General features: G+C 73.4%; 19 protein-coding genes and 2 pseudogenes. 7 read left to right on the top strand and 14 right to left on the bottom strand.

From position 1 onward, the window contains the following. The first annotated feature begins 32 nt into the window (after positions 1 to 32). Positions 33 to 2,099 (top strand): prolyl oligopeptidase family serine peptidase, encoded by a 2,067-nt coding sequence (locus ACZ6ZT_RS12010; RefSeq protein ID WP_469718208.1) that lies wholly within the window; start codon positions 33 to 35, stop codon positions 2,097 to 2,099. Positions 2,100 to 2,194: 95 nt separating this feature from the next. Continuing rightward, positions 2,195 to 3,373, top strand: a complete 1,179-nt coding sequence (locus ACZ6ZT_RS12005; RefSeq protein WP_469718205.1) for a PP2C family protein-serine/threonine phosphatase — start codon at positions 2,195 to 2,197, stop codon at positions 3,371 to 3,373. Between the two features lie 3 nt (positions 3,374 to 3,376). Here ACZ6ZT_RS12005 and ACZ6ZT_RS12000 read toward each other — a convergent pair whose 3' ends face one another. The 3 genes from ACZ6ZT_RS12000 to ACZ6ZT_RS11990 all read right to left on the bottom strand — a co-directional run bounded on the left by ACZ6ZT_RS12000 (position 3,377) and on the right by ACZ6ZT_RS11990 (position 7,185). Next, complete coding sequence (locus ACZ6ZT_RS12000; RefSeq protein ID WP_469718200.1) at positions 3,377 to 5,479, bottom strand: SpoIIE family protein phosphatase; 2,103 nt, start codon at positions 5,477 to 5,479, stop codon at positions 3,377 to 3,379. Positions 5,480 to 5,620: 141 nt separating this feature from the next. Then, positions 5,621 to 6,133, bottom strand: coding sequence for a hypothetical protein (locus tag ACZ6ZT_RS11995; RefSeq protein WP_469718196.1), 513 nt, complete (start codon positions 6,131 to 6,133; stop codon positions 5,621 to 5,623). 140 nt (positions 6,134 to 6,273) lie between these two features. Next, positions 6,274 to 7,185, bottom strand: a complete 912-nt coding sequence (locus ACZ6ZT_RS11990; RefSeq protein WP_469718192.1) for a helix-turn-helix domain-containing protein — start codon at positions 7,183 to 7,185, stop codon at positions 6,274 to 6,276. Between the two features lie 194 nt (positions 7,186 to 7,379). Here ACZ6ZT_RS11990 and ACZ6ZT_RS11985 point away from each other — a divergent pair, with 194 nt between their 5' ends. Next, complete coding sequence (locus tag ACZ6ZT_RS11985) at positions 7,380 to 7,850, top strand: hypothetical protein (protein WP_469718188.1); 471 nt, start codon at positions 7,380 to 7,382, stop codon at positions 7,848 to 7,850. 47 nt (positions 7,851 to 7,897) lie between these two features. Here ACZ6ZT_RS11985 and helR read toward each other — a convergent pair whose 3' ends face one another. After that, the gene (gene helR, locus ACZ6ZT_RS11980) at positions 7,898 to 10,096 is read right to left on the bottom strand and encodes an RNA polymerase recycling motor ATPase HelR (protein WP_469718184.1); all 2,199 of its coding nucleotides are present in this window, start codon (positions 10,094 to 10,096) and stop codon (positions 7,898 to 7,900) included. A gap of 200 nt (positions 10,097 to 10,296) precedes the next feature. Between helR and ACZ6ZT_RS11975 the strand changes: the two genes are divergently transcribed. The 3 genes from ACZ6ZT_RS11975 to ACZ6ZT_RS11965 all read left to right on the top strand — a co-directional run bounded on the left by ACZ6ZT_RS11975 (position 10,297) and on the right by ACZ6ZT_RS11965 (position 12,054). Continuing rightward, positions 10,297 to 11,028, top strand: a complete 732-nt coding sequence (locus tag ACZ6ZT_RS11975; protein ID WP_469718181.1) for an SOS response-associated peptidase — start codon at positions 10,297 to 10,299, stop codon at positions 11,026 to 11,028. A gap of 86 nt (positions 11,029 to 11,114) precedes the next feature. Beyond that, on the top strand, positions 11,115 to 11,543 hold the full coding sequence (locus ACZ6ZT_RS11970; RefSeq protein ID WP_469718177.1) for a GNAT family N-acetyltransferase: 429 nt from the start codon (positions 11,115 to 11,117) through the stop codon (positions 11,541 to 11,543). A gap of 100 nt (positions 11,544 to 11,643) precedes the next feature. Beyond that, positions 11,644 to 12,054: a GNAT family N-acetyltransferase gene (locus tag ACZ6ZT_RS11965; protein ID WP_469718172.1), complete on the top strand. Its 411-nt coding sequence runs from the start codon at positions 11,644 to 11,646 to the stop codon at positions 12,052 to 12,054. Between the two features lie 33 nt (positions 12,055 to 12,087). Here the strand turns inward: ACZ6ZT_RS11965 and ACZ6ZT_RS11960 are convergent, their stop codons facing one another. The 7 genes from ACZ6ZT_RS11960 to ACZ6ZT_RS11930 all read right to left on the bottom strand — a co-directional run bounded on the left by ACZ6ZT_RS11960 (position 12,088) and on the right by ACZ6ZT_RS11930 (position 20,154). Beyond that, positions 12,088 to 13,209, bottom strand: coding sequence for a sulfite oxidase (locus tag ACZ6ZT_RS11960; RefSeq protein WP_469718312.1), 1,122 nt, complete (start codon positions 13,207 to 13,209; stop codon positions 12,088 to 12,090). Positions 13,210 to 13,317: 108 nt separating this feature from the next. Beyond that, the gene (locus ACZ6ZT_RS11955) at positions 13,318 to 13,722 is read right to left on the bottom strand and encodes a GntR family transcriptional regulator (protein WP_469718309.1); all 405 of its coding nucleotides are present in this window, start codon (positions 13,720 to 13,722) and stop codon (positions 13,318 to 13,320) included. 130 nt (positions 13,723 to 13,852) lie between these two features. Beyond that, a complete protein-coding gene (locus tag ACZ6ZT_RS11950) occupies positions 13,853 to 14,836 on the bottom strand; it encodes an ABC transporter permease (RefSeq protein ID WP_469718169.1) in 984 nt (327 codons plus the stop codon). After that, the gene (locus ACZ6ZT_RS11945) at positions 14,833 to 15,771 is read right to left on the bottom strand and encodes an ABC transporter ATP-binding protein (protein ID WP_469718164.1); all 939 of its coding nucleotides are present in this window, start codon (positions 15,769 to 15,771) and stop codon (positions 14,833 to 14,835) included. Before ACZ6ZT_RS11945 ends, ACZ6ZT_RS11950 begins: the two co-directional genes overlap by 4 nt. Before the next feature lie 38 nt (positions 15,772 to 15,809). Further along, positions 15,810 to 17,735, bottom strand: coding sequence for a helix-turn-helix domain-containing protein (locus ACZ6ZT_RS11940; protein ID WP_469718160.1), 1,926 nt, complete (start codon positions 17,733 to 17,735; stop codon positions 15,810 to 15,812). Positions 17,736 to 17,769: 34 nt separating this feature from the next. Next, on the bottom strand, positions 17,770 to 19,131 hold the full coding sequence (locus ACZ6ZT_RS11935) for an MFS transporter (protein WP_469718156.1): 1,362 nt from the start codon (positions 19,129 to 19,131) through the stop codon (positions 17,770 to 17,772). A 261-nt stretch (positions 19,132 to 19,392) separates the two neighbouring features. Then, positions 19,393 to 20,154 (bottom strand): class I SAM-dependent methyltransferase, encoded by a 762-nt coding sequence (locus ACZ6ZT_RS11930; RefSeq protein ID WP_469718152.1) that lies wholly within the window; start codon positions 20,152 to 20,154, stop codon positions 19,393 to 19,395. 361 nt (positions 20,155 to 20,515) lie between these two features. Here ACZ6ZT_RS11930 and ACZ6ZT_RS11925 point away from each other — a divergent pair, with 361 nt between their 5' ends. Beyond that, positions 20,516 to 22,423, top strand: coding sequence for a potassium channel family protein (locus ACZ6ZT_RS11925; protein WP_469718305.1), 1,908 nt, complete (start codon positions 20,516 to 20,518; stop codon positions 22,421 to 22,423). A gap of 53 nt (positions 22,424 to 22,476) precedes the next feature. On the opposite strand, the pseudogene ACZ6ZT_RS11920 reads toward ACZ6ZT_RS11925, so the two are convergent. From ACZ6ZT_RS11920 to ACZ6ZT_RS11910, 3 genes and pseudogenes are all read right to left on the bottom strand, one after another. Continuing rightward, positions 22,477 to 23,774 (bottom strand): annotated as a pseudogene (locus ACZ6ZT_RS11920) (ArsB/NhaD family transporter). A 15-nt stretch (positions 23,775 to 23,789) separates the two neighbouring features. Further along, positions 23,790 to 24,260, bottom strand: a complete 471-nt coding sequence (locus ACZ6ZT_RS11915; RefSeq protein WP_469718149.1) for a CBS domain-containing protein — start codon at positions 24,258 to 24,260, stop codon at positions 23,790 to 23,792. Positions 24,261 to 24,276: 16 nt separating this feature from the next. Next, positions 24,277 to 24,634 (bottom strand): annotated as a pseudogene (locus ACZ6ZT_RS11910) (cation:proton antiporter); the annotation flags it as partial. Between the last annotated feature and the right edge of the window lie 117 nt (positions 24,635 to 24,751).

Genomic DNA, 24,751 nt, shown 5'->3' with positions numbered 1-24,751 from the left:
GCCACCGGCAGCCGGTCGGGCACAATCGTCGGATGAGTGACGACGCCCCCGGCGGCTCCCATGAGCCCGAGCACGACCCGCACCTCTGGCTGGAGGAGGTGTCCGGCGAGGCCGCGCTCGCGTGGGTGCGGGAGCGCAACGCCGAGACCGTGGCCGCGCTGACCACCGGCCCCGGCTTCAAGGTGGTGGAGCAGGAGGTGCGCGAGGTCCTCGACGACGAACGGCGCATCCCCTACGTGGTCCGGCGCGGCCGCCACCTCTACAACTTCTGGCAGGACGCCGAGCGGCTGCGCGGCGTCTGGCGGCGCACCACCCTGGAGGAGTACCGCACCGAGGACCCGGCCTGGGAGACCGTCCTGGACCTGGACGCCCTGGCCGAGGCCGAGGGCGAGGCATGGGCCTGGGCCGGCAGCGTCGTCCTGGCGCCCGGCTACCGGCACGCCCTGGTCAAGCTGTCGCGGGACGGCGCCGACGCCTGCGTGGTGCGCGAGTTCGACCTGGAGACCCTGCGCTTCGTGGACGGCGGCTTCGCCGTCGGGGAGGCCAAGACCCGGGTGGGCTGGATCGACCACGACCACCTGTGGATCGGCACCGACTTCGGCCCCGGCTCGATGTCCCCCTCCGGCTACCCCCTCCAGGTCCGCCGCTGGCGCCGCGGCACCCCCCTCGAAGCCGCCGAGACCGTCTACGAGGGCCGGCCGTCCGACCTCTCCGCCTCCGGCTGGCGCGACCACACGCCCGGCTTCGAACGGGACTTCCTCTCCCGCCAGATCGACTTCTGGAACCAGGAGCTCTTCCTCCTCCCCACCGCTCCCGACGGTGCGGACGGCCCGCCGGAGAAGATCGACGTGCCCGACGACGCCGTCGCCTACGTCCACCGCGAGTGGCTGATGGTCACCCCCCGCACGCCCTGGCTCGGTCACGCCCCCGGCAGCCTCCTCGCCTTCGGCCTCGACGCCTTCCGGGCCGGCCGGCGCGAGCCCGCCGTCCTGTTCACCCCCGACGCGCACACCGCTCTCGGCGGACACAGCTGGACGCGCCACCACCTGCTCCTGACCACCCGCGCCGACGTCTCCTCCCGCCTGGAACTCCTCACCCCCGGCCCCGACGGCTGGACCCGCGCCCCACTGGCCGGCGTACCGCCGCTGTCCACGGCCTCCGTCCTGTGCACCGACCCGGACGAGAGCGACGAGTACTTCCTCAACGTCACCGGCTTCCTCCAGCCCTCCACCCTCACCCGGGGCGCGGCCGGCGACCCGGGCGGCGCCGAGGTCCTCAAGCAGGCCCCCGCCCTCTTCGACACCGCCGGACTGACCGTCGCGCAGTACTTCGCCGCCTCCGCCGACGGCACCCGGGTGCCCTACTTCGTCATCGGCCCCGAGGACCGCCCCGGCCCCGGACCCACCCTGCTCTACGGGTACGGCGGCTTCGAGGTCTCCATGGTCCCCTCGTACAGCGCCGTCACCGGCCGTACCTGGCTCGCCCGCGGCGGAACCTACGTCCTCGCCGGCATCCGGGGCGGGCGCGAGTACGGGCCCGCCTGGCACCAGGCCGCCCTCGGCGCGCACCGCGTCCGCGCCTTCGAGGACTTCGCCGCCGTCGCCCGCGACCTCACCGCCCGCGGCATCACCACCGCCGCGCAGCTCGGCATCGAGGGCGGCAGCAACGGCGGCCTCCTCATGGGCGCCATGCTCACCCGCTACCCCGAACTGTTCGCCGCCGTCGTCGCCCACGTGCCGCTGCTGGACATGCTCCGCTTCCACAAGCTCCTCGCCGGAGCCAGCTGGACCGCCGAGTACGGGGACCCCGACGACCCCGCCGACCGGCCCCACCTGGAGGGCATCTCCCCGTACCACCGGATGACCGCCGACGGCCCCCCGTACCCGCCCCTGCTCCTGCTCACCTCCACCCGCGACGACCGCGTCCACCCCGGCCACGCCCGCAAGGCCGCCGCCCGGCTGCGCGAGCTGGGCCACCCCGTCCTCTTCCACGAGCACCTCGGCGGCGGCCACGCCGGAGCCACCGACCACCGGCAGACCGCCTTCAACGAGGCACTCGTCCACACCTTCCTCTGGGAGCGGCTGACCCCGCGCAGGTGAAGACGGTCCGGCGCGCTGCGCCGCGCGCCGGGCCCGGACTGGTGGAATGGACCGACCGGCGGCCCGCACGGGGCCGCCCGGCGGGCGGAGGCACTGTGTCGGATCGCGACAGCCGGGCCTTCGTGCCGACCCCGGACGAGACCCTCGACGCGATCGGCACGACCGATGACGAAGCGACCACCTGCCGGGAACTGGCCGCCCTCCTCTTCCGGGCCATGTGCGACGCGGTGGCCGTCGACCTCACCGTCGAGGGCGGCCGCGTCGAACGGGTGGCCGTCGCCGGCGCCGCCGCACTGCTGCGCCCCCCTGTCCCCGGCACCCCGCCCGCCGTACGGGCCGTCGACGCCGGACATCCGCTGCGCAGCTGGACCCTGCGGCCGGGCGGCGCCCCGCGGCACGGCCTGTCGGTCGCGCTGGCCCGCCACGGGACCTCGTACGGCACCCTCCTCGTGGTGCGCGCCGGCGCGGCGTTCACCGACCGGGAGGCCGCCGCCCTGCACTTCGCGGCGCGCGTCGCGGCCGTGCACATCCGTCACGCCAGGCGGCTCGCCGCGACCGAGAGCGTGGCCCTCGACCTCCAGCGGGCCCTCGTCTCCGACCCGGGCCGCCCGCACCCCAACCTGCTCATCGCGGGCCGCTACCTGCCGGTCGGATCGAGCGCCCTCGTCGGCGGCGACTGGTACGAGACCGTACGCCTGCACTTCGGGCGGACCCTGCTCGTCGTCGGCGACGTCATGGGGCACGGGCTCGACGCCGCCGTGGACATGAACGCCTACCGCTCCACCCTGCGCGAGGTCGCCTCCACCGATCTGCCCCCGCACCGGGTGCTGCGCCAGCTCGACGCCCTGGTCGCCGAGGACGCCGGCCGGCGTCCCGCCACCTGTCTGCTCGTACGCGTCGACCCCGCCCGCGGCCTCGCCGTCTACGCCAGCGCCGGTCACCTGCCGCCCGCGGTGTTCGCATCCGACGGCACCGGCCGGCTCCTCGACGTCCCCGTCGGCCCCCCGCTGGGCACCGGCCTCGGCGGCTACGAGTCCGCCGCCCATCCGCTGACGGAGGACGAGACGCTGCTGCTGTACACCGACGGGCTGGTGGAGCGGCGCGGCGAGGACATCGACGTCTCGCTGGACCGCCTCACCGCCCTGCGGCTGCAGCCCGGCGGGACCATCGCCGAGGCCGCGGACGCGATCGTCACCGGGCTCGACGCGCTGCACGCCGAGGACGACGTGGCCGTCCTCGCGGCCCGCATCCGGTCCCGCTCGCCGCACCCGTGACCGTCAGGGCCGTACGCGGGCGATGAGGAGGGCCACGTCGTCGTGGGTGTCGGGGCGGCGCAGCGCCGACAGCAGCAGGTCGCAGGTCTCCTCGATGGGGCGGTGGGGTCCGGCCAGGAGGTCGGTGAGGGTCAGCAGCCGGGTGTCGATGTCCTGGTCACGGGTCTCCACCAGCCCGTCCGTGTACAGGACCAGCTCGTCGCCGGGCGCGAGGGTGAGGCCGGTGGTGCTGAAGGGAATGCCGCCGACGCCCAGCGGGACCGCCGACGTCAGCCGCAGCAGCCTCGGGTGGCGGCCGCCGTGCAGGTGGACGGGCGGCAGGTGACCGGCGGTGGAGAACAGGCACAGCCGGGTGTGCGGGTCGTAAACGGCGTACACGCAGGTGGCCATGGCCTCGCCGAGGTCGGCGGTCGCCGCGTCGAGGTGGGTGAGGACCGTGGCCGGGTCCAGGTCCAGCCGGCCCAGGGCGCGGGCGGTGGCGCGCAGCTGGCCCATGGTGGCGGCGGCGTTGATGCCGCTGCCCATCACGTCGCCGACGACCAGCGCGGTGCGGTCCCCGGTGAGGGGGATGACGTCGAACCAGTCGCCGCCGGTCTCGTCGGCGGCGCCGGCCGGCTGGTACCGGTAGGCGATCTCCAGTCCGGGGGAGGCGGGCGGGTGCTGGGGCAGCAGGTGCCGCTGGAGGGCGAGCGCGGCGTGCCGCTGCCGCTGGAACCAGCGCGCGTTGTCGATGGACACGGCCGCGTGCGCGGCGAGCTCCGAGGCCAGGAGTACGTCGTCGGGCCCGAACGGCACGGGGTTGCGGGCCCGCTTCAGATCGAGGGCGCCGAGCACCTGGCCCCGGGCGATGAGCGGCACCGCCAGGTACGAGTGCACCCCCGCCTCCCCGAGCTGCCGGGCCGCGTCCGCGTCCCGGGCGATGCGGGGCAGGTCCTCGGGCAGGACGTGCGGTACGAGGACGGGCCGGCCGGTGCGGGCGCAGCGGGACACCAGCCGGGCCGGGCCGTACGAGGCGACGTCCCCGACCGGGTCGGCGGCCTCCTCGGCGGGACTGCGGTACGCGGACTTCACCGCCAGCGCGCGGAACCGTACGGCGCCCTCGCCCGGCCCGTCGCCCGGCCGGGCACCGGTGAGGATGGTGTCCAGGACGTCCACGGCGGCGATGTCCGCCACCTCCGGGACGGCCACGTCGGCCAGCTCCCGGGCGGTGATGTCCAGGTCGAGGGTGGTGCCGATGCGTACGGAGGCGTCCGCGATCAGCGACAGCCGGCGCCGGGCGTGGGCGGCGGAGACGGCGGTACGGTGCTGCTCGGTCACGTCCATCACCGAGACGGCGACGCCGATGACCCGGGAGGCCTGGTCGTCCAGCCGGTACACCGACACCAGCCAGGCGTGCTCGCCGTCCGCTTCCTCGGGGAGCAGGCCGGTGGTGAACTCGTCCAGCACCGGTACGCCCGTCCGCATGACCTTGCGCATCCGGGCCTCCACGGCCTCGCCGTCGAGGAAGGGCAGGACCTCCCCGATCCGCTGCCCGAGGTGGCGGTCGGCGGATATGCCGTGGATGCGTTCCAGGGCCGGGTTGACCAGTACGTAACGCAGGTCGGTGTCGAGGACGGCCAGACCGATGGGGGACTGGTCGACCAGGCGCAGGGAGAGGGCCAGGTCCCGCTCGACCCGGCGCAGGGTGGCCTGCTCGGAGGCGAGGCCGAGCGCGAACATCCGGCCGTTGCCGGCCTGGAGCCGCATGTTGCGGAACTCCACGAGGACGGTCCGGCCGTCACGGTGGCGGACGGGGAAGACACCCGCCCAGGAGCCGCCGCCCGCCATCACCTGGGCGAAGAGGCCGAGGACCTCGCGCTGGTTGCCCTCCTCCACCAGCAGCCCGGCGGCGGGCCGGCCGAGGGCCTCCTCGGCGGTGTAGCCGAAGAGCGCGGCGGCCTGCGGGCTCCACAGGCTGATGCGTCCCTCGGCGTCGAGGACCACGGCCGCCACGCCGAGGACGTCGAGCAGCCCGCCCGCGGCCAGCGCACGCGCCGCCGGAGACGTCACCGCATCAGCCCCCGCCCCGGCGCCCGTGGCGCGCGGGGCGGACTGCGCATCGCCCATCACCGGCCTCCTCACCCGGACGGAGCTCCTTCCATGCTCCGTCCCCGCCGGGCCCCCGGCGACCCGGTGGGGGGACCTCCGGTGGCCGGGGGAGGCATCGGTGCAGGTGAGGGGCGGTGGCGGTGGGGGAGGGATCCGGGGTCAGTGGAAGAGCATGGAGGCGCCCCCGGCCGCCGTGGTGACCGAGGCCGGGCACAGGAAGCTGCCCGAGGCCTTGGTGGCGGTGAAGGCCCGGTTGAGGTACTTCCGGGTGGTCGCGTCGCGGTCCCAGATGATGTTGGCGGCCTTGTAGCGGCAGGAGATGAAGCTCTGCTGCCCGGTGATGTCGATCAGATCGGTACGGGCGGTCCCGGCGGCGTCGTCGAAGGTGAAGGCCGGGTTGTTGTTGAGGGAGGCGGTGATGCCCCCGTCACAGCCGAGGTTGCCGCCGGGCTTGTTGACGGTGGTGCGGTCGACGGTGAGGGCGGTGGGGGGACTGGCGCTGGTGCGGGCGTTGCTCCAGGTACAGGTCTGGCCCGCGACGACGATGACGCCGTCGGCCTTCTGGTCCGCGGTGGGGGACGCGGTGGCGGTGGTGACGCCTCCGACGGTGGCCGCGAGGGCCAGGGCCGCGATGCCGAGGTTCCGCAGGCGCGGGTGCGCGAGGTGCAGCATGTCGCTCCTCCTTGACACGTCCTTGTGGGGGTGGTGCGAGGGCGGTGCGGAGTGAGTGCGGTGCGGTGCGGATCGTGCGTCACGGACTGTCGCACAGGGGTCTTGAGATGTCATGACCACATCATTGATTGGCCGGAAACCTAGCCCCGGGCCTCCTCCAGCAGATCCGCGGCGTGTGCGGTCCGCTGGTACAGCACGTAGCGCCCGTCCCGGACCTTGGTGACGAGGCGCGCCCGGTACAGCGCGCCGAGGTGGTAGGAGACGGTGCCCGGGGTGTATCCGCTCCGGGCGGCGAGTTCCGTGGTGGACCTGGCGGTCCCGAGGTCCGCCAGCAAGGCCGCCCGGGCGTTGCCGACCACGTGCGCGATCCTTCCGGACCTGCGGTCCCGGTCGGCGCCGATCCGCCGGGCGGGATAGTAGAGGACGAACTGCCCGGGAGTGTCGACCTGGACGACGAGGTCGGCCCGGTTGAGCACGCCGGGGACGAGGACGAGATCCCGTCCCGTGACATCGATCTCGCCCTCCCACGGCTTGGCGAGGATGACCGCGTCGCCTGCCCACTCCATGTCGGGATGAAGTGTGCCGAGCGCCCGGCCGACGCCATGGGCGGCGATGGCCGTCGCGCGGTGGGCGATGTCCTGGTCGAGGACGGAGCGCAGTTCGGGCCAGCCCTCGGCGAGGGCATCCCGCCAGAACCGGGCGAGGCCGTTGGCGAGGTGCCGCTGTATCTGCCCCGACTCCGCGATCCGGCGGGTCGTAGCCCGCAGCGGCCGGTTCCAGTGGGTCCGGGTGTAGGTGAAGACCTGGGTTTCGACGTCGTCCTGCGCCGCGGCCTCGATCCGCGCGATCTGCTCATCGATCAGGTCACGACCCTGCGTGCCCGTCCCCGGCTGAGGGGTGAGCAGGTCGGGCGTGTAGGTGTCGCCGCCCCGCGGCAACAGGTCCGCGAGCAGGGCGACGTCCGGATGGGCCAGTGACGCGCGGGCGAGCGGTCCGGGATCCCCGAACACCGGGTGCCGTCCCGACGCGGCGGTGAGTCTCAACCACGCCATCGACTCCGCGGCGGGGGAGGGGGCCCACCGCGTCCTGGACACTGTGTCGGCGTCTACCCGCAGGGTGAGCACCGCGCCGACGGTAGCAGTCACCACGATGGATTTGAACCGGCTCGAATGCTTTCCGGGGTGAAGTACCCGTGTGGTTCTGTCGTGTTGCCGGACAACGGCGGCAACATTCGAAGAACCCGGGAGTGGTCGTCATGCTGAGATCAAAGGGCGCGTCAAAGATGAACAGCCGGACGAGGAAGGCCGGCGCGGCCGTCACCGCGGCCGCGTCGGTTGCCGCGGGAATCCTTTTCGCGGCGACCCCCGCGACCGCCACCGCGTATCCCACCAGCTCCGTCTCGGTCGACTACGGGGCGAGCTACTACAAAGGCACGGTGACCTGGTACAACCGGTCGGTCGACGTCAACGGAACGTTCAAGGCCAGCCAGTGCCGGCGGGTTTACGTGCGGGCGTTCGCAGGCAGCACCTCGCTGGACTTCAAGAGCAGCAGCACCTGGTGCAACACATTCGGACCGATGCACTTTCCGTCCCTCGACACGAATGTCGTCGGTGGGTCCGACCGCATCTGGATTTACATGACCGACGAAAACCAGTCATACCTCAGAGGGCAGACCTGCTACCGCACCTTGAACTACTGCGTCGACGACCTGCATTGAACGGAGTCGTACGCGGACCCAGGTAAAGCGTGTCGTGTCGCCGACGCCTAGCGGCTGGTGAGGACGACGAGCCGCTGCGTCGCGCGCGTCATCGCGACGTAGCGGTCGACGGCCCCCTCGACGCCCTCGCCGAAGTCCTGTGGGTCGACGAGGACGACCAGGTCGAACTCCAGTCCCTTGGACAGCCGGGGTGTCAGCGACCGGACCCGGGCCGTGTCCCGGAACGCCGGTGCGCCGATGACGCAGGCGATGCCCTCGGGATGGCCGGCGAGCCAGGTGTCGAGGACGGAGTCCAGGTCGGCGACGCGGCCGTGCGTGACGGGGACGCCGCTGCTGCGGACGGACGTGGGCACGTTGGCGTCGGGGCGCGCGGCGCGGATGGCCGGCTCGGCCTCCGCCATCACCTCCAGCGGCGTACGGTAGTTGACGCTCAGGGAGGCCACGGTGATCCGGTCCAGGCCGACCCGTCCGAGCCGTTCCTCCCACGACTCCGCGAACCCGTGCCGGGCCTGGGCGCGGTCCCCGACGACGGTGAAGCTCCGCGACGGGCAGCGCAGCAGCAGCATCTGCCACTCGGCGTCCGTCAGTTCCTGCGCCTCGTCCACGATGACGTGCGCGAAGGGCCCGGCCAGGAGGTCCGGTTCGGCCCCCGGCAGAGCGCCGTCGTCGACCAGGGAGTCCTGTAGGTCCCGGCCGCGCAGCATCCCCATCGCGCCCTCGCTCTCGTCGATCACGACGTTCTGGAGCAGGCTGTCGATGACGTCGGCCCGGCGCGCCCGCTCGGCGGCGACGGCCGCCTCCTGCCTCCGCTTGCGCACGGACGCCTCCGCGTCACCGAGCCGCTGGCGCGCCGCGTCCAGGAACGGCAGGTCGGACACCGTCCAGGCCTGGGCGTCCGCGCGCTGGAGCGCGCGGACGTCGTCGGGCCCGAGCCAGGGAGCGCACCGGCGCAGGTAGGCGGGCATCGACCACAGGTCTCCCACGAGGTCGGTCGCCTCCAGCATGGGCCAGGCCCGGTCGAGGGTCCCGATCAGCTCCCGGTCGCGCAGCAGCGCCCTGCGCAGCAGGTGGGCGGGGGCTTCGCCGTCGTCCCGGTCCGTCAGGATGGTCAACAGCTCCTCCAGGACCTGGTCGCGCGCCTCGTTGTGCGGGGTTCCCGGTTCCACCGCCTCGAACGCGGCCGCCCAGTCGTCCGGGCCCAGCCAGAGGTCGGACCAGTGGGTCGTGAGGGTCATCCCCTCGGTGGGCGGCTCCTCGTACAGGGCGACGGCCGCCTCGATCGCCCCCACCAGCTCGGCGGAGGACTTCAGCCGGGCCACGCGCGGGTCGGCCTCGGCCACCGCCGTGGCGCCCTCGGCCACCAGGTCGCGCAGGGTGCAGGTCTGTACGCCCTCCTCGCCGAGGCTGGGCAGGACGTCCTCGACGTAGGCCAGGTAGGGCTGGTGGGGGCCGACGAACAGCACGCCGCCGCGCCGGTGACCGAGCCGGGGGTCGGAGTAGAGGAGGTGGGCGGCGCGGTGCAGGGCGACCACGGTCTTGCCCGTTCCCGGGCCGCCGTCCACGACGAGGGAGCCGCGCGAGCCGGCGCGGATGATCGCGTCCTGGTCGGCCTGGATGGTGGCGAGCACGTCGCGCATACGGGCCGAACGGTTCGCGCCCAGGCTCGCGATGAAGGCCGACTGGTCGTCGAGCGCCGCGTGCCCCTCCAGCCCGTCGGCGGTGAACACCTCGTCCCAGTAATCGCTGATCCGGCCGCCGCTCCAGCGGTACCTGCGGCGGCTCGCCAGGCCCATGGGGCGGGCGTGGGTCGCCGCGAAGAACGGCTCGGCGGCCGGGGAACGCCAGTCGAGCAGGAGCCGGCGCCCCGTGCTGTCGGTGAGGCCCAGGCGGCCGACGTACACGGGCTCGGGATCGTCGGCGGGGACGACGTGTCCCAGGCAGAGGTCCAGCCCGAAGCGCCGCAGCGTGCGCAGGCGGGCGGTCAGGCGGTGGATCTCCGCGTCCCGGTCCATCGCCTCCCGGCCGATGCCGCCGGGGGCCCGGCGCGTGGCCTCAAGGCGGCCGGACAGCTCGGCGATGGTCTGTTCCAGGCTCTGCGCGATGGCCGCGAAGTGCCGTTCGTCGCGGCCGATCAGCGCGGGGTCGGCCTTGGCGGAGAGGCGGCCGGGAAGCTCGAACGCGCTCGTGGCCGGACGGTCCGCGGTTCCGTCGACGGTGGTTGCGTCGGCCGTGCTTGCGTCGGCCATGCTTCCGTCGAGTGGAGTTCCGTCGACCGACAAGTAAGCACACACTTCGTGAATCACCCATTCCAGCAGCTTCCGACCTCGGCCCGCGATTCTGCCCGACCATGGGGGCCTTGCCGCAAGACCCCCTGTGCGCTATAAGTTGAGAGTGGCGAGGAGTGGTGGCACCTCCTTCCCCACCCCCCTCATGGCAGGCTGGGGTCATGTGCGGTCGATACGCGTCCTCCCGTAGCCCCGAAGACCTCGCCGGTCTGTTCCGGGTCGACGGCCCGAGCCCCGGCCCGCTGCTCCCGCCCAGCTGGAACGTCGCCCCGACGGATTCCGTGTGGGCCGTACTGGAGCGCGCCGACCGGGACAGCGGGGCCGTCGAGCGGCAGTTGCGGGCCTTGCGCTGGGGGCTGGTCCCGTCCTGGTCGAAGGACCCGGGCGGCGGAGCGAGGATGATCAACGCCCGCGTCGAGACGGTCGCGGAGAAGCCGGCCTACCGCCGTGCCTACGCCAAGCGCCGCTGCCTGCTCCCGGCCGACGGCTTCTACGAATGGCAGCCGGTCCCCGCCACCCCCACCGCCAAGGCGTACAAGCAGCCGTACTTCATCAGCCCCGAGGACGGCTCGGTGATGGCGATGGCGGGTCTGTACGAGTTCTGGCGCGACCCCTCGGTCACGGACCCCGACGACCCGGCCGCCTGGTGGGCCACCTGCACCGTGATCACCACCGAAGCCACCGACGCCGCCGGCCGCGTCCACCCCCGCATGCCCCTGGCCCTCGCCCCCGCCGATTACGACGCCTGGCTCGACCCCGCGCACCAGGACCCGCACGACCTGCGCGCCCTGCTGGCGACCCCGGCCGACGGCCGCCTGGAGGTCCGTGCCGTCGGCACGGCGGTCAACAGCGTCCGCAACAACGGTCCCGAACTCCTGGACCCCGTCGGCTAGGGCCGGTTGTCAGTGCCGCGTGAGAACCTCACAGGGACCGTGGACCCCGTCCAGACCAGGCACCCAGGCGAACGCGAGGCGAGCACATGACCATCGGGCACGACACCGCCGGCTACGAGGTCCGGCCCGGCATCCCGGACGCCCCCACCTACCGGCGGCTGCGCGGCGAGAGCGGCCTCGGGGCCAAGACGGCGGAGGGCGCCGCGATCGGACTGCCGAACTCCTGGTACGGCGTCACCGTCGAACACGCCGACGCCGGCACGGTCGGCATGGGCCGGATCATCGGCGACGGTGGGTGCTTCCTCCAGGTCGTCGACATCTGCGTGCTCCCCGAGCACCAGGGCAGGGGCCTCGGCAAGCTGGTCATGGCGGCGCTCACCGCCGAACTGGAACGGCGCGCGCCCGAGGGCACGTACGTATCGCTCATAGCCGACGGCGACGCCCGCCACCTCTACGCGAAGTACGGCTTCGAGGAGACGGCCCCCGCGTCGGTGGGGATGGCCCGGCTGCTCTGACGGTCCGGAGCACCGCCGGGGGGCGGGGGTCGACGCGTGCGATCATGGCCGAAAGCCGGCGTGCCCCGGCCGGCCTTCGCCCCGAGGAGAGTGGCACCGCATGTGGTCCTGTGAACGCGTCGTCGGATCCGACCTCGACGTGGCGGAGGTACTCGGCCTCTACCGCGCCTCCACGCTCGCCGAGCGCCGCCCCGTCGACGACGTGGAGCGCTTCGCCCGCATGCTGTCCGGCGCCAACCTGGTCGTCACCGCCCGCGACGAGGAGGGCCGGCTCATCGGCATCGCCCGCTCGGTCACCGACGGCGCCTACGCGACCTACCTCAGCGACCTCGCCGTCGACGCCGCCCATCAGGGGCAGGGGGTGGGCCGCGACCTGATCCGCGTGACCGGGGAGGCCGCTCCGCAGGCCACGATCATCCTCCTCGCCGCCCCGCAGGCCCGTGCGTACTACCCGCGCGTCGGCTTCACCGCGCACGACTCCGCCTGGATGCTCGACGGTCCCGGGGTCTGAGCGCGGACGCCGGCTCGGGCCGGTGCGGCGCGCTCAGCCGCGGCACAGGACGGGGACCCGCTGGACCGCGTTGTTGCCGAAACCGCCGCGGTTCCAGGCCTGTTCGAGCGGCTGGACGCGGCCCGTCGCGTCCGTGGCCCGGGCCGCGAGGACATGGCGGCCCGGGGTCGCCGTCCAGGTGCCGTGCCAGGCCTGCCAAGCCTGCGAGAACAGGGCGCCCGGCGCCCGCGCCGCCACCTCGGCATCGGTCCACGTCCGGCCGTCGTCGCCGCTCACCTCTACACGGACCACCGGCCCGTGACCCGACCAGGCACGCCCCTCCAGCGCCAGGGCCCCCGGGCGCACCACGCGTATCCGCGACATGAAGTCCGGGAAACCCGGTGGAACCATCAGGGCGCGCGGCGCGATCAGCGTCACCGGATCGCCGGGGTCCTCGGGGGTGAGCCGGTAACGGTAGGCCACCGCCTGCTGGAAGCCGTCGAAGGGGACGCCGGTCAGCGTGACGTCCCGCAGCCACTTCACGTGCGCCATCCCGTACCAGCCCGGAACCACCAGGCGCAGCGGGAACCCGTGCTGCGGCGGCAGCGGGCCGCCGTTCATGGCGTAGGCGAGGAGCACCTCGGGCCCGGCACCGGTGGCGACGGCCACCGGCAGGCTGCGCGCGTAGTCCTGCTCGACTCCGCGCTCCACCCCGTGGTCGGCGCCGGTGAACACCGCCTCGACGGCCTCCGCCCGGACCCCGGCCTCGGCGAGCACGGTCCGCAGCGGCACCCCCGTCCAGTCGGCCGTGCCCACCGCCTCGACCAGCCACGGCTGGCTGACCGGCCGGGGCATCAGCCGGGCCCGGCCGTTGCCGGCGCACTCCATCGTGACCCGGCGCGTGACCGCGGGCAGGGCCCGCAGATCCGCGAGGCCCAGCGTGAGCGGCCGCTGGACCAGGCCGCCGACGGCCAGCCGCCAGCTTCCGGGGTCGACGACGGGGATGTCGTAGTGGACGAGTACGTAGTGCAGCCCGGCCGGCGTGACCTCGTAGCGCAGGGCTTCCAGCGGCAGTGCGTGGTTGCGGGCGGCGAGCGCGAGCTCCTCCGCCCCGATGTCCTCGCCGCTCTCCGCGACCCGTCCGGGGGCGCTGATCCCGCTCAGGGACGCCCGCATGCCCTCCATGTCCCCATGGTCGCGCGCGGCGGCGCCCCCGGCAGGTCGGCGGCCCGTCGCCGCGGCGGGCCACCGGCCGACCGCCCGCCCGGGGTACGGGACGGCGCCCTACCGTCCGGGCGAAGGCACCGGCGACGCCCCGGCCGGGTGGTGCGGGCCGGAGGGCTGGGGGTAGGTCTCGCCGAGGACCGTGTCGAACAGGGTCCTCACGTCATCGGCGGTCAGCCCCTGCTCGCGGGCCTCCCGCAGCCACTCCCCGAGCCGGCTCCGCAGCGGGGACTCCGGCGCCGTCTGCGGGGTGGCCAGCGAGCGGGTGATGAAGGTGCCGGAGCCCTGCCGGACCTCCACCAGCCCCAGCCGCTCCAGCTCCCGGTACGCCTTGAGGGTGGTGTTCGGGTTCACCTTGGTGGTGGCGGCGACCTGCGCCGCCGTGGGCAGCTTGTCCCCCTCGTCCAGGGCCCCCATCCGGAGCGCCTGCTCCACCTGGTGGACGATCTGGAGGTAGGCGGGCATGCCGCCGCGGCGTTCGATGCGAAACACGACCACGGTGCCCGCCTCCTTGATCTTGTCCGGGGGATTGTCGGGGGGATTCAGCCTAGGGGCTGGGCATGCTAACGCCGCCCGCGCGGCGAGCTCACGCCGCCTACAGCGCGCGCTGCCGGGCCCGCCACAGCAGCGCGCCGACGAGCAGGGCGGCGAGGGCCGCGAAGAGCGCGGCGGCGGCCCACTGCATGCCCGCCATCTGGTCCTCGACGTAGTAGTCCGCGACGGAGTCGACGATGCCGAGTGCCTTCCGGCAGCCCTCCGGCGCGCTGTCGTGCACGCAGGTGCCCCAGCCGTAGAGCTTCCCGGACGCGGTGCCCACCCACTCGTCGACCACGACCGACCGGTCGAGCAGGGCCGGCCGGGTCCCCTCGAAGGGGTAGGCGAGCCGCTGCGGGGCGGCGAGCCAGGTCCGGAACTCCTGCGCCGCGATCAGGACGAACCCGGAGACCAGGAAGGTGCAGGCCATGGACGCCACGGTGCGGCGCAGCAGCGCGCCGGCCAGGATTCCGAGGGAGGTGGTGAACAGGGCCGTGGCAACCCCGACGGGTCCCGTGACCTCGAACACCGGGTCGTTCAGCCAGTCCGTGGGGGCGAACGGCCCGGCGGAGTGCCACCACCAGGCGTACACGAGGCCGAGGACGCCCGTGGTCACCGCGGCGAGGGCCAGGGCGAAGCCCAGCTTCCAGGCCAGCCAGCGGGTACGGGAGACCGACTGGGTGGTGACGAGCCGTGCGGTCCCGCTCTCCTGGTCGGCGGATATGAGCGGCGCGCCGAGGAAGACGCCCAGCAGCACCGGCAGGAAGGCCAGCGAACTGCCGGCCGAGTTGAGGTCGTTGACGACCTTGTTGATCACGTTGCCGTTGACGTCGGGGACGGGCCTGCCGGGCCAGCCCGCGCCGTGCAGCGCGTCCAGCATCGCGCCGCGCTGGTACGCCATCCAGGCCGTGCCGAGGACGAGGGCAGCGCCGCAGGCGAGGAGGGCCGTACGGTGCTGGCGGGCCATGAGCCAGGCGAGTCCGCGCAGTCGGCGGGCCGGGGCGGCGGTGGCGCTGCCGGGGGCGTCACGGGTGAGCGTGTTCACGCGGCGGACTCCTCTCGGTGGCCGGGGACGGCGGTCGGGGAGAGCAGCGCGGGCGCCCCGGGGGAGCGGAGGTAGGCGAGCAGCACCTCCTCCATGCTGGGCTCGGCGAGCTGCCACGCGCCCTCCAGCGGTCCTTGGCGCCGGACCATGGCGGTGAAGTGCCGTCCGGAGGCGCGTACTTCGATCACGGTGTGGGTGTCCAGGGCGGCGGGCAGGCCACCGCCCTCGGTGGTCACGCCGGTGACCAGCGTGTGCATGGGGACCAGTTCGTCGGCCTCGCCGGCCATGCGGACGCGGCCGTCGGCGAGGACGAGCAGATAGTCGCACATGTCCTCGACCTCGCTCAGCAGGTGGGAGGACATCAGCACGGTCGTGCCGCGTTCGGCGGCCTCGGAGAGCAGCAGCGCGCCGATCTCGTCCCGCGCGACGGGGTCCAGATCGGACATCGGCTCGTCCAGCAGCAGCAGTTCGGGCCGCTTGCCGAAGGCGAGCGCGAGGGCCACGCGGGTGCGCTGCCCACCCGACAGCTGGTCGGTCCTGGCCCGCATCGGCACCTGTCCCGCCCGGATGATCCGCTCGGCCGTCTCCTGGTCCCAGGCCGGGTTGAGTTCCCGGCCCATCCGCAGGGTCTGCTCCACGGTGAACCGCTTGAACAGGGGCTTGTCCTGGCCGACGTAGGCCCAGCGGGCCATGGTGCCGGGCGTGTGGGCGGGGGCGCCGAAGATCCGCAGCTCGCCGGCCGAGGGTTCGGTCAGCCGGGTCGCCAGGTTCAGCAGGGTGCTCTTCCCGGCGCCGTTGGGTCCGACGAGGGCGGCGATGCGGCCCGTCGGGATACGGAAGGAGCAGTCCTCCAGGGCCCAGCGCCGGCCGTACTTCCTGCCGAGCCCGCGCGCCTCCAGGGCCCACCGGCCCTCCGCCGCGCCGGAAGTGGTCATGCCTCGCACAGCAGCGCTCCTTTCCACGATTCCACTAGTCAACTAGTGGAATCATGGACTCGGCGGGAACCCCTGTCAACGGTCTCCACGGTCGCCTGGTGCAGGCGCAGGGCCAGCTGGAGCTCCAGCGCCCGGTCCGGCGCCTGCCAGTCGGGGCCCAGCAGACGGCCGATGCGCTCCAGCCGCTGCACCACCGTGTTCACATGGACGTGCAGGGCGTCCTTCGCCCTGGCCTGGCTCATGCCCGAGGCGAAGTAGACCCGCAGCGTGCGTACGAGGTCGCTGCCGCGCCGCTCGTCGTACTCCAGCAGCGGTCCGAGCGTGTCCCGGACGTACGCGGGCAGGTCCGCCCGGTCGCCCAGCAGCAACCCGAGGAACCCGAGCTCCGCGAGCGTGCCGCCGTCCCCGTCCCGCCCCAGGGCGCGCAGCGCCGACAGACAGCGCAGGGCCTCCGCGTGCGCGGCGGGCAGCGCGGCCGGACCGCCCTCGGCGCCCGCCGCGCCGACCGTGACCGGACCGCCCACCGCCCGGCCGAGCGCCACGGCCAGAGCGGCCGCGTCCGTGCCGGGGGAGTGCGAGGGGGCCAGCAGCACCGCGTGGTCGTGGTGCACCCCCGCCAGGCCGCCCCGCTCGCGGGCCTCGTGCGCCGCCGCCGCGAGCAGCCGCGGGCGCGGGGCGCCCTCGGCGTGCAGGACGAACAGGGCGTGCGGCAGCCCGAGATCGACGCCGAGCCGCCGGGCGCGTACGGCCAGACCCGCGGGATCCGCCGACGGGCTGAGCAGGTCGCCCAGCAGCTCCCCGCGTATCCGGTCCTCGGTCTCCGCGACCTGCCGGCGCAGGAGCAGCAGCAGCGCCGTCACCGTCGCGGCCCGCTCGAACAGGCGCCGGCCCGCGTCGTCCAGCGCGGCCCGTCCGGTCAGGGTGACGCTGCCCAGGAGTTCCGGCCCGGCGAGCACCGCGCACACCCACGTCCCCTCCCGCGGCACCGCCCGCCCGCTGCTCCGTGACGCGGCCACCGCCCGGGCGGGCGGCGGCAGCGGGTCCGACCGTACGCGGGCCAGCTCCACGCCGTCCGCGTCGTGGATCAGCGTGCCGCCGTCGAGGAGCGTGCCGATGGCCGCCGCCACCTCGGTGATGTCCCCGCCGCGCAGGACGAGGCCGGTCAGCCGGTCGTGCGCCTCCTCCGCCCGGCGCAGGGCGTCGCTGTTCTCCTGGATCGTGCGCGAGGCGGCGTTCAGCTCGGCCAGCGCCCGCCGTGTCTCCTCCAGCAGCCGCGCCCCGTCGATGGCGATCGCCGCGTGGTCGGCCAGCGACGACAACAGCGCCACCTCGCGCGCCGAGAACGCCCGCGAGCGCCGGTCGGCGGCGAACAGCACCCCGATCACCCGGGCGCCCAGCCGCAGCGGCACCCCCAGGATCGCGTGCAGGTCCTCCTCGGCCACCGCGCTGTCGATGGGGTGCGTGTGCTGGAAGCGCGGGTCGCCCTGGTAGTCGCGGGTCGCGTACGGGCGGGCGGTCTGCGCGACCAGACCGCCCAGTCCCTCGCCCATCCCGAGCCGCAGCTGCTGGAAGGCGGCCGACACCGAACCCTCGGTGACCCGCATGAACGTATCGCCGGCCGCCTCGTCGTTGAGGGAGAGGTACGCGACATCGGTGTGCAGCAACTGCCGGGCCCGGTGGGTGATGGCCCGCAGGACCGCGTCGAGGTCCCGCAGCGCCGCGAGGTCGCCCGCCGTGTCGAACAGCGCGGTCAGCTCCGCCTCACGGGTGCGGTGGCGCAGCAGCGTCCGGTGGACCTCCAGCGCCACCCGCGCGGCCTCCTCCAGCGCCGCGACCTCCGCGGCGGGCGCTCCGGCGGTGCGCGCCGCCGCAGCCGGCCGGGCGAAGTCCTCGGCCGGCGCGCCCCGCGCGAGCAGGCCGAGCAGTTCCCTGAGACCGGCTCCCGCGCCGACGCCGTCTGTCACGGGGGTGAGCTTACGGGCGCCCGTACGGGGGCCGTCAGCGCCGGACGGGGACCGGGGCGGCGGCCGGCCCGGACTCGTACTCCTTGAGGCTGCGGCCGCGCGTCTCCCGGGCGAACACCACGGTCACGGTCGTCACCAGGGCCGCCGCGCACAGGTAGAGGGAGACCGGGACGGAGGAGGCGTAGTCCTTGAGCAGTTCGACGGCGACGATCGGGGCCAGCGCCCCGCCGACGAGGGAGGCGAGCTGCGACCCCATCGAGGCGCCCGAGTACCGCACCCGGGTGTCGAACATCTCGGTGATGAAAGCCGCCTGGGGGCCGTACATCGCCCCGTGCAGCAGCAGTCCGGCGGTCACCGCGACGGCGATCACCGGGAAGGAACGGGAGTCGAGCAGGGCGAAGAAGGCGAACGCCCAGCCCGCCATGCCGACCGACCCCACCAGCGTCACCGCGCGCCGGCCGATCCGGTCGGACAGGGCGCCCCACAGCGGTATCGCCACGAAGTGCACCGCCGAGCCGATCAGCACGGCGTTCAGGGCGTCGGACTTCGGCAGGTGCAGGTGCGCGGTGACGTAGACCAGGAGGAAGGCGGTGAGGATGTAGTACGAGACGTTCTCGCCGAGCCGGACCCCGATGGCCGTCAGCACGCCCCGCCACCCGGTGCGGAGCACCTCGACCACCGGCGGCCGCTCCTGCGCCCCCGCGGCCCGCGCCGCGTCGGCCCGGGCCCGCGCCTCCAGGAACGCGGGCGACTCGGAGACCGACACCCGGATCCACAGCCCGATCACCACCAGCACCCCGGACAGCAGGAACGGGACCCGCCAGCCCCAGGCGAGGAACGCCTCGTCGGACTGGACGGCGGCGAGCAGCGCGAGCACCCCGGTGGCCAGCATGTTCCCGCCGGGCGCCCCGGCCTGCGGCCACGAGGCCCAGAACCCCCGGTTGCGGTCGTCCCCGTGCTCGGCGACCAGCAGCACGGCCCCGCCCCACTCCCCGCCCAGCGCGAACCCCTGCACCAGCCGCAGCACGGTCAGCATGACGGGCGCCCCGACCCCGACGCTCGCGTGCGTCGGCAACAGCCCGATGGCGAACGTGGCCCCGCCCATCATCAGCAGACTGAGCACCAGCAGCCGCTTGCGCCCGATCCGATCCCCGAAGTGCCCGAAGACGATCCCGCCCAGCGGCCGCGCGGCGAAACCGACGGCGTAGGTGAGGAAGGCGAGCAGCGTACCGACGAGGGGGTCACTGGTCGGAAAGAACAGCGTGTTGAACACGAGCGCGGCGGCGGAGCCGTAGAGAAAGAAGTCATACCACTCGATGGTGGTCCCGATGAGGCTCGCGGCGACGACGCGCTTGAGGGAACCGGGCGTTGATGAGTGTGTGGCAGAGGCGGCCATAGGTACCACTTCCGAACGGGGACGGGGACGACTGGGTGTCGCCACACGGTAGAAACCCCCAGGTCAGCCGGATATGGCCCGCACCCACACAGTTGCCCCCCGGACTATGTACGCACCGCCCACGGCGCCCTCCGGAGCCCCGAGTGAGGTACCTCAGATCCCCCGCACGAAGCTCGACGAGTCCTTGACCGCACACCAGAGGCGCACGAAGCCCGGCGCGCCTCACGGATACGCAGTCCTCTGTGCGGGCGCGTCCTGCGTTCAGGCCGCGGCGCGGAAGACGTACGCCGTCATGGGGGCGGTAACCGGTCCCGGGCCCAGCCGGGCCGTCATCTCCTCGATGACGGTGGCCCGGACGGCCGGTCCGTCGCTGCGCTCCTCAACGGCGGCGTGCACCGGGGTCCCGGTGAGGTAACCGATGGCGAGGTCGGCGGTCGAGGCGGCCCGGCCCTGAAGGGTCAGCTCCTGCTCGTCCTCGACCACGAGCCCGGCGGCCGCCAGGTCGGCGGCCACGACGCTGGGGTCGGCGTAGCCGTGCGGAACCGTCTGGAAGAACCGGGGCGGGTCGACCGGAAAGGCGCGCTCCAGCCCGGCCTGCAGGGCGACTTCGAAGGCATGCGTCGCGAGCGGGCCCCAGGTGTTGAACAGGAACCGGCCGCCCGGGGCCAGTACTCGCCGAACCTCGGCGAAGGCCCCGACACGATCGGGAAAGAACATCACACCGAACTGGCAGACCACCAGGTCGAAGCTTCCGTCCGGGAACGGCAGCCGCTGCGCGTCGGCCTGCCGCCACACCGCGCCCGGGGCCCGGGCCGACCCGAAAGAGACCATGGCCTCGTTCAGGTCGGTGGCCGTCACCTCGGCCGAGGGTGCCGCTGCGAGCAGGTCCGCTGTCAACACGCCAGTACCTGCGGCGAGTTCCAAGATTCGCCGAGGGTGGAGGGCCAGTGCCCGGGCGGCCAGGTCCTCGGCGAAGGGCCGGAAGACCACCGGCACGAGGTGCTGCTCGTAGGCCGTCGGCATGGATTCGGACCATAGCCGGTCGGCATTGCTTCCTGTCACCCTCGTAACGGTAGCGCCGCCTGAGGAAACCTCTTCCTTGCCGCGCCGCCACGCACCCAGGAGCTGGCCGGCGCTGGTTCGGGCGCGAGTGGATTCCGCCACCCCGCGTTCGGCGGGCACTGTCGTGCCCATCTCCTGCGGTGGGCAGCCAGGTCAGGTCCGGTGCCACGCCTGGCCTGCTCGCCCCCTGGATGGTCGGACGAGGCGGTGGGCATCTTCCTTCGGTTGGGACGTAGGGTGCCGGAAGTGGATCACCACACGGCATCCTGTGGCAGTGTCCCCCCTACCTGTGTACCCCCAACGCCCCGACGCCGCAGGCCGGATGGTCGTCTGCGGCGACGACGGCCTCGCCCGCCGACTGGCCGTCGAACTCCGCGACGTGTACGGGGAGCGGGTGACCCTCGTTGCCCCCGTGACCCGCGAGCCGGAACCGGGCGCGGCGCGGCGAACGGGCCTTCGCCAGGGTCTCCTCGGACGCGTGCCCGTCGCGCGGGGGCGCTCACAGGCCGGGCCGCGCCCCGACGACGACCAGCTGCGACTGCTGGACGCCGCCGAGCCGGACGAGGAGGTGCTGGCCGCGGCCGGGGTGGCGGAGGCCGCCGCGCTGGCCCTCGTCTACGAGGACGACGAGAGGAACGTACGGGCGGCCCTGGTGGCGCGTCGGCTGAATCCCAGGCTGCGTCTGGTGATCCGGCTCTACAACCGCAAGCTCGGCCAGCACCTGGAAGAACTCCTCGACCAGGCCGCCATGGTCGCCGAACCCGGCATCGACCAGCGAGAGCTGGACTCCTCGACCACGGTCCTCTCCGACGCCGACACGGCGGCGCCGGCCCTCGCGGCCTCGGCGATCGCAGGCACCAGCAAGGTGGTCCAGGCGGACGGTCTGATCCTGCGCGCGGTGGAGCGGACTCCGCCCGGGCGGGGCGAGGTGGCCGACCCCGGTCTGTGCACCCTGGCCCTGCTGTCGGCGACCACGGGCGACCCGGCGGGAAGCGAGGGATCGGAGCTGAGCGGAGACCGCGGCCCACAGCTCCTGCCCGACGACCGCGCCGTGACGGCCGCCACCGGGCGCGGCATCGTGGCGCTCGAAGCGGTGGCGTACGAAAGACCGGGCCAGCGGGGGAGAGGTCTGGCTCCGGTGTCCTTCCCGCTCTCCTCGTTGTTCTCCCGTCGGCTGAACTGGTCCCTCGCCGGGATCGTGGCCGCCGTCGCGGCTCTGGCGGTCGGTGCGTGGGTGACCACCGGCGACCATCCCCTGCATGCCGCCTACATCACGCTGCTCGACATCTTCGCGATCAACGACCCGGCCTTGGGAGAGCCGCCGGAGCGCAAGGTCCTGCAGATCCTGGCCGGCTTCGTCGGACTGCTGCTCCTGCCGGTCCTCGTGGCGGCGGCGCTCGAAGGCCTCGGAGCGTTCCGCACGGCCACCGCTCTGCGCCGGCCGCCGCGCCGGCTGTCCGGGCACGTCGTCCTGCTCGGGCTGGGCAAGATCGGAGCGCGCGTGCTGGCCCGGCTGCGGGAGCTCGACATCCCCGTCGTGTGCGTCGAGTCGGACCCCGAGGCCCGTGGCGTCGCGCTCGCCCGCCGGCTGCACGTCCCGGTCGTCATCGGGGACGTCACCGACGAGGGCGTACTGGAGGCGGCCCGCATCCACCGCGCCCACTCCCTGCTGGCCATGACCAGCTCCGACACCACCAACCTGGAAGCCGCCCTGTACGCGCGCTCGGTCAAGCCCGAGGTGCGGGTCGTGATGCGGCTGTACGACGACGGCTTCGCCACCGCCGTCTACCGCACGCTGCGTGCCGCCCACCCGGGCGCCCTCACCCGCAGCCGCAGCGTCACCCACCTCGCCGCTCCCGCCTTCGCCGGCGCGATGATGGGCCGCCAGATCCTCGGCGCCATCCCGGTGGAACGCCGCGTCCTGCTGTTCGCGGCCGTCGAGGTGGCCGGGCATCCGGAGCTGGAGGGGCGCACCGTCACCGAGTCCTTCCGGCCCGGCGCATGGCGGGTGATCGCCCTGGACACCGCGGCCCCGGGCAACCGCCGCCCGGACCTCGCCACCGCCCCCGGCGACGACGCCGCGCAGCAGCCCGCCCTCGTCTGGGACCTGCACCCCGGCTACGTCCTCAGGCCCCAGGACCGCGTGGTGCTCGCTGCCACCCGCCGGGGCCTGGCCGATCTGCTCGGACGGGGACGAGTACGTACCCCGGGGCCGCCCTCAAGGCCGTGACGAAGGCCCTTCCGGCCGTGGCGCGGCCCGAGCGGTTCCTTGAGCCAGGCGGCTCATGCGAGGGCGAAGTAGCGGAGCCAGATGTAGCGGGCCGCGATGGCCGTGGTGGTGGCCGTGACGACGAGGCCGTACTTCGTGAACTGCCAGAAGGTGATCGGCTGGCGGTTGCGCTCTGCGATGCCGAGTACGACGACGTTGGCGGAGGCGCCGATGGCGGTGGCGTTGCCTCCGAGGTCGGCGCCGAGGGCGAGGGCCCACCACATGACGTGATCCCCGGCGCCGCCCATGGACTTGACGAGGTCGCTGGTGATGGGGGCCATGGTGGCGACGTAGGGGATGTTGTCGACGACCCCGGACAGCACGGTGGAGGCGCCGAGCATCAGCATGGAACCGCCCAGCTCCCGGCCGCCGATGGCGCCGGCGAGCGCGTCGGAGACGGTCTCGATGACACCGGTGTCGATGAGGCCGCCGATCATGATGAACAAGCCCGCGAAGAAGGCCAACGTCGGCCACTCGACCTCGGCCAGGACCTCGGTCTCCACGGTGGAGATCGCGACGAGAAGACCCGCACCGAGGAGGGCGACGATGCTGGGCTCGTAGTGCAGGACAGGGTGGAGGACGAAACCGGCGATGACCAGGGCCAGGACGATCAGGCCCTGGACGAGGAGGCGGGGATTCTGGATGGCCTCCTTCTCCTCCAGTGCCATGATCTCGGCGCGGCGCGGTCCTCGTCGTAGACAAAGGTCTTTCGGAACAGCCACCGGCACAGGCCGACCAGGACCGCCACCAGCACCACGCAGAGCGGAGCCAGGTGCACGAGGAAGTCGTTGAAGGTCAGGCCCGCACGACTCGCGATGATGATGTTCGGCGGGTCACCGACGAGGGTGGAGGCGCCACCGATGTTGGACGCGAACACCTCGGCGATCAGGAACGGCGCCGCGGGCAGGTTCAGCCGCTCGCACACCAGCAGGGTGACCGGGGCGACCAGCAGCACGGTGGTGACGTTGTCGAGGAGCGCCGAGGCCGTCGCGGTGATGACGATGAGCATGGCCATGACCCGGAAGGGCCGGGCCCTGGCCTTCTTGACCGACCAGATGGCCAGGTACTCGAACATGCCGGTCTTCTTCAGCACACCGACGATCATCATCATGCCCAGGAGCAGGAAGATGACGTTCCAGTCGATGCCGGAGTCCTCGGAGTGGAACGCCGAGACGTCGTCGGTCGCCCCGATCGCGAGCATCAGGCCGGCGCCGCCCAGGGCGGCGGCGACCCGGTGGATCTTTTCGCTGATGATCAGGGCGTACGTGCCGACGAAGACGGCGATCGCCGCCCAGCTGTGCCAGTCGCTCACGGGGCTCCAGTCGGGTCAGGGGGTCGGGTTGACGTCGAGCAGTCGGTCCAGGAGGTGCGCCGCGGTGATCACACCGAGCAGGGCGGTGGTGCCGTCCTTGTGCCGCTCGACGACGGCGACCAGCGGACTGCGCTGCCGAGCCATGAGGGCGGCCACCTCCAGCGCGGTGTCATCGGGCACGGCCACGGGCGGCGCCGGGGCCTTGGGCGGCAGACAGTCGCCGACGGAGCGTCCGGCCAGGGCGGCGCACAGCCGGTCGGCGTGCCTCTCGTCGATCACCGCCGCCAGGGCGGGGTCGTCGATGACGTACTCCGGCACCAGCATCCGGATCATCTGGGAAGCGGGCAGGATCGCCTTCGGGGCGCCCAGCCCGTCCAGGACCAGGAGTCCTGGCAGCCGGTGCGCGGCCATGAGCCGGGCCGCCTCCAGGGCATCGGTCCGGACGGTGACGGTCTCGTACCGGACTGCCAGGTCACGTGCGCGCATGGGCGGTTCCGTTCGCCTAGGTGGGAGTGTGGGGGCCGGGCTCGTCCGCGTCCGGGATGCCGACGAGGTCGTTGGCGTGGAGCATGCGGGCGACCGGTACGTCGGTACTGCTGTGGGCGATGACCGGGAAAGCGATGCACACCGCGATCAGCGTGTACGCCTCCTCGGCCTGCGGGATCCCGGACTGGAGCACCAGCAGCCCGTATACCACCGAGGCGAACCCCTTCGGCCCGAACCACGAGGGATTCGCCGAGCGGCTCGAACGCCTGCTTGGACTCGGGCGATACGGAGGCCAGTACCGCTCCCGCCGAGAACGCGGCGAGGAGCGGCTGGAGCTTCGGCTCGGCCCCCAGCAGCCGGAACCGGACGAGCCCGCCTTCCAGGCGCTGCGCAGGGCGGGGCGGGGAAAGACACGTGCAGCACCGCAATGAGCAGTGCCACTCCGAATACCGCGGCAAGCACCACGGTGTGAGCCCCCGATCGGAAAAGAG

This window comes from Streptomyces sp. NPDC102258 (assembly GCF_055584685.1).
The sequence above is the reverse complement of the archived record's forward strand: the minus strand, read 5'-3'. Positions and strand labels throughout refer to the sequence as shown.

Bases quoted from the DNA above. Each gene is read 5' to 3' on its own strand.
- ACZ6ZT_RS11915 (WP_469718149.1), bottom strand. From the start codon at position 24,260: ATGCGCGCACGTGACCTGGCAGTCCGGTACGAGACCGTCACCGTCCGG.
- ACZ6ZT_RS11930 (WP_469718152.1), bottom strand. From the start codon at position 20,154: ATGCCGACGGCCTACGAGCAGCACCTCGTGCCGGTGGTCTTCCGGCCC.
- ACZ6ZT_RS11945 (WP_469718164.1), bottom strand. From the start codon at position 15,771: ATGACCACTTCCGGCGCGGCGGAGGGCCGGTGGGCCCTGGAGGCGCGC.
- ACZ6ZT_RS11970 (WP_469718177.1), top strand. From the start codon at position 11,115: ATGACCATCGGGCACGACACCGCCGGCTACGAGGTCCGGCCCGGCATC.
- ACZ6ZT_RS12010 (WP_469718208.1), top strand. From the start codon at position 33: ATGAGTGACGACGCCCCCGGCGGCTCCCATGAGCCCGAGCACGACCCG.
- ACZ6ZT_RS11935 (WP_469718156.1), bottom strand. From the start codon at position 19,131: ATGGCCGCCTCTGCCACACACTCATCAACGCCCGGTTCCCTCAAGCGC.
- ACZ6ZT_RS11960 (WP_469718312.1), bottom strand. From the start codon at position 13,209: ATGCGGGCGTCCCTGAGCGGGATCAGCGCCCCCGGACGGGTCGCGGAG.
- ACZ6ZT_RS11965 (WP_469718172.1), top strand. From the start codon at position 11,644: ATGTGGTCCTGTGAACGCGTCGTCGGATCCGACCTCGACGTGGCGGAG.
- ACZ6ZT_RS11995 (WP_469718196.1), bottom strand. From the start codon at position 6,133: ATGCTGCACCTCGCGCACCCGCGCCTGCGGAACCTCGGCATCGCGGCC.
- helR (WP_469718184.1), bottom strand. From the start codon at position 10,096: ATGGCCGACGCAAGCACGGCCGACGCAACCACCGTCGACGGAACCGCG.
- ACZ6ZT_RS11925 (WP_469718305.1), top strand. From the start codon at position 20,516: ATGGTCGTCTGCGGCGACGACGGCCTCGCCCGCCGACTGGCCGTCGAA.
- ACZ6ZT_RS12000 (WP_469718200.1), bottom strand. From the start codon at position 5,479: ATGGGCGATGCGCAGTCCGCCCCGCGCGCCACGGGCGCCGGGGCGGGG.
- ACZ6ZT_RS11990 (WP_469718192.1), bottom strand. From the start codon at position 7,185: ATGGCGTGGTTGAGACTCACCGCCGCGTCGGGACGGCACCCGGTGTTC.
- ACZ6ZT_RS11975 (WP_469718181.1), top strand. From the start codon at position 10,297: ATGTGCGGTCGATACGCGTCCTCCCGTAGCCCCGAAGACCTCGCCGGT.
- ACZ6ZT_RS11955 (WP_469718309.1), bottom strand. From the start codon at position 13,722: ATGCCCGCCTACCTCCAGATCGTCCACCAGGTGGAGCAGGCGCTCCGG.